Annotated in this window: 3 protein-coding genes; 2 read left to right on the top strand and 1 reads right to left on the bottom strand. The window is 70.6% G+C overall.

Translation table 11 applies throughout. The annotated features are described in order from the left end of the window. The coding region (locus tag AOK03_RS36855; protein ID WP_244177894.1) for an LCP family protein at nucleotides 1-1,467 on the top strand (1,467 nt) is incomplete at its 5' end. A gap of 56 nt (nucleotides 1,468-1,523) precedes the next feature. On the opposite strand, the gene AOK03_RS36860 is transcribed toward AOK03_RS36855, so the two are convergent. Then, complete coding sequence (locus AOK03_RS36860; RefSeq protein ID WP_055569736.1) at nucleotides 1,524-2,072, bottom strand: acyl-CoA thioesterase; 549 nt, start codon at nucleotides 2,070-2,072, stop codon at nucleotides 1,524-1,526. A gap of 129 nt (nucleotides 2,073-2,201) precedes the next feature. Here AOK03_RS36860 and AOK03_RS36865 point away from each other — a divergent pair, with 129 nt between their 5' ends. Next, nucleotides 2,202-3,566: an LCP family protein gene (locus AOK03_RS36865; RefSeq protein WP_063792660.1), complete on the top strand. Its 1,365-nt coding sequence runs from the start codon at nucleotides 2,202-2,204 to the stop codon at nucleotides 3,564-3,566. Nucleotides 3,567-3,838 lie beyond the last annotated feature (272 nt).

Here is a 3,838-nt window from a genome sequence, read left to right on the forward strand (position 1 = left end):
CCACAGCCCCGCCCCCGCCCACCGGCTCCACGGGCCGCGCGGGCCGAGCGGGCTCCCCGGAAACCCGCCGGGCGGCGGAGGCGGCCGCGCTGGGCCATGCGGGTGGCGACCGCCTTCTCCGTGACGGTCCTGGCCGCGGCGGGCATCGGGCACTCCGTCGTGAACAGCCTCGACACCGGCATCAAGCGGGTCGACGCCTTCAAGGACATGAAGAACAGGCCCGAGGCGGGCAACGGCATGAACGTCCTGCTCGTCGGCACCGACGGCCGCGACAAGCTCACGCCCGAGGACAAGGAGAAGTACCGCCTCGGCGGCGCGCCCTGCCACTGCACGGACACGATCATGATCGTGCACATCTCGGAGGACCGGGACCGGGCCAGCGTCGTGAGCCTGCCCCGGGACAGCTACGCCGATCTGCCCGCGCACACCGACAGGAACACGCGCCAGAAGCACCACGCGCACCCCAACAAGATCAACGCGGCGTACGCGGAGGGCGGCCCCAACCTCACGGTGCGCACCGTCGAGCACATGACGAAGGTCAAGATCGACCACTATCTGGAGGTCGACTTCACCAGCTTCATGAAGACGGTGGACGTGCTCGGCGGCGTGGAGATCTGCACGGCGCGGCCGCTGAACGACTCGCACACCGGCCTGAACCTGGCGGAGGGCACGCACCTCATGAACGGCGGCGAGGCGCTGCAGTACGTCCGCTCCCGGTACGTCGACGGGGCGTCGGACCTCGGCCGCATGCAGCGCCAGCAGCGCTTCCTCGCGGCGCTCATCGCGAAGGCGACGAGCAGCGGCGTCCTGCTGAATCCGGTCAAGTTCCGCAACGTGACCCGGACGCTGCTCGGCGCGGTCCGTGCGGACACCGGCTTCGGGACGGACGAGATCCTCGACCTCGGGCGGGCGATGCGCGGCTTCTCGCCGTCGTCGTCGGAGTTCACGACCGTGCCGCTGAGCGCCAAGGGGACGAACATCCCGGGCATCGGGTCGACGCTGAGGTGGCATCCGAAGAAGTCCGAGAAGCTGTTCGCGGCGCTGCGCGAGGACCGTCCGCTGGCCGTGCGCCACGGCAAGGGCAGGGCCACCATGGTCGGCGTCGCGCCGCAGCAGATCCGGGTCCAGGTGGACAACGGCACCGGGTCGCCGGGGCTGGGGAAGCAGGTCGACGCGGGGCTGCGGGCGACCGACTTCCGGACCTCCGGGATGCCGGGGGACATCCCCGGAGCCAAGGAGAAGCCCGTCGGGCGGACCGTCGTCGCCTACGACCCCCGGTGGGACCGTTCGGCGAAGGCCCTGGCCACGGCGCTGCCCGGGGCCGAGATGCGGCAGGTGAAGGGGCAGGGGGCGACGTTGAAGGTGATCGTGGGGAAGGACTTCAAGGCGGTGCGGCCGGTGCGGGCCGAGGACGTGCGCCTGGGTGAGTTCGGTGCGGTCACCGGGGACCAGGTCGTCTGTCCCTGAGGGCGGGGTTCGTGGCCCCTGAGGGCAGGCCTCGTAGCCCCTGTGGGCGCCCCGGCTCAGTCGTCGAAGCCCTCGGCCGCCCGGGACTCCCGCAGCTCCTTGATCGCCCGGCGGCGTGCCAGGCGGTGGGTGCGGCGGATCTGGGCCTCCTGGTAGCGGCGGCGGTCGCGGTCGGTCTCGGGGACGACCGGGGGGACCGTACGGGGCTTGCCGTCCGCGTCGACCGCGGCGAAGACCAGATAGGCGGAGCCGACCTGCTGTGCGGGCGTCGACTCGTTCCAGCGCTCGGCGAGGACCCGGACGCCGACCTCCATGGAGCTGCGTCCGGTCCAGTTGACCTGGGCCTTCACATGGACGAGGTCGCCCACGCGGACCGGCTCAAGGAACACCATCTCGTCCATCGACGCGGTGACGGCGGGACCGCCGGAGTGGCGTCCGGCGACGGCTCCGGCCGCGTCGTCCACCAGTTTCATGATCACGCCGCCGTGCACCGTGCCGAGGAGGTTGGTGTCGTTGTGGGTCATGATGTGGCTGAGCGTGGTGCGGGATGCCGAAGTCGGCTTGCCCGGAATCTCCGATTCCGAGCGGGGAGCCTGGTCTGTCATGCCGTCCACCCTATGCCGGACGTTTGTCCGAGCACTCCTCGGCCGCTTTGCATCAGCTCTGCAACAGCCGTGACCCGAATTCCCGACCGCTCTGTGAGGCGGGGGCCCCGAGACGGCAGACTGGGCCACATGAGCGATTGGCCTGACGATCAGGGTGGCGGCCGGGGATACGGCCGCGGCAGCGGGAACTCCCAGCCCGAGGGAGCCCGCGCGATGCGGCACATCCAGCGCGGCCGGCCCTCCAGTCCGGCCGGACCACCGCCCGGCGGGGTCCCGCAGCAGTCCGGGTACGACGACGGCTACGACCAGCCGCGCGGAAACGGTCAGCCGTACGGCGACGCCCGCGACGAGGTCTTCGAGCCGCGCGCCGCGCGCCAGGACCCGTACGGCCAGAACCAGAACCAGGGCTACGACAGCGGCTACAACACCGGCCAGGTCTACGGCCGCCCCGGCGCGGGCGACGGCGGCGGCCCCGGCGGCGACGGCCGCCCTGCGCGCGCCCCGCGCCCCGCGCCGAACTGGCGCAAGCGGATCAAGTGGACCGCGATCACGCTGGTCAGCGTGTTGCTGGTGACCTCCGTCATCACGTACTTCTGGGCCGACTCCAAGCTCAAGCGCGAGGTCGACCTCTCCAAGGTCATCGAGCGGCCCGACGGCGGCGACGGCACGAACTACCTGATCGTGGGCTCCGACAGCCGCGAGGGCATGACGGCGGAGGACAAGAAGAAGCTCCACACGGGCTCCGCCGAGGGCAAGCGCACCGACTCGATGATGATCCTGCACGTCGCGGACGACGGCGGGAACACGATGATCTCGCTCCCCCGCGACTCGAACGTCACGATCCCCTCGTTCAAGGGCGCCGAGTCCGGCAAGCTCTACCCGAACCAGGGCCGCCAGACGAAGCTCAACGCGGCGTACGCGGAGGACGGCCCCGAGCTCCTCGTGCGGACCGTCGAGTACAACACCGGCCTGAAGATCGACCACTACGCCGAGATCGGCTTCGGCGGCTTCGCCAAGATCGTGGACGCGGTCGGCGGCGTCGAGATGGACATTCCCAAGGGCTTCAAGGACAAGAAGTCGGGCGCCGACTTCGAGGCGGGCAAGCAGACCCTCGACGGCCAGCAGGCCCTCGCCTTCGTCCGTACGCGTTACGCGCTGCCGGGCAGCGACCTGGACCGCACGAAGAACCAGCAGAAGTTCCTCGCGGCCCTCGCCAGCCAGGCGGCGACGCCCAGCACGGTCATGAACCCGTTCAAGCTCTACCCGACGATGGGCGCGGGCCTGGACACGCTGATCGTCGACAAGGACATGGGGCTGATGGACGTGGCCTCCATGTTCTGGGCGATGAAGGGGGTGACCGGCGGCGACGGCACGTCGATGAACATGCCGCTCGCGGGCTCCACCGGCGGCAACCTCCTCTGGGACAAGGCCAAGGTCAAGCAGCTGGTCGAGCAGCTGAACAACGACGAGAAGGTCACGGTCTCGGGCAACTGAGCCGCTCTTCCGCACATCCGTTCCGTACGGCTGTTCCGTGCGGCTGCGAGAGGGCCCCGCCGATTCGGTCGGCGGGGCCCTTTCGCGTCCCCGGGTGCCGCCCCTTACTCCGAACGCTCCGTCCGCCGCGAAGCCGTGGCCGTGCCGTGCCACGGTTTACGGGAACTGCCGCCCGCCGACGTCCGGAGCACCTGCCATGGCAGACCTGCAGGAGGAACTCAACGCCACCGCCGAGGCGGGGGCGCTCGATCAGACCTTCGCCCCGCCCGACC

This window comes from Streptomyces atriruber (assembly GCF_001418325.1).
In the GTDB taxonomy this organism is placed as follows: Bacteria; Actinomycetota; Actinomycetes; order Streptomycetales; family Streptomycetaceae; genus Streptomyces; species Streptomyces atriruber.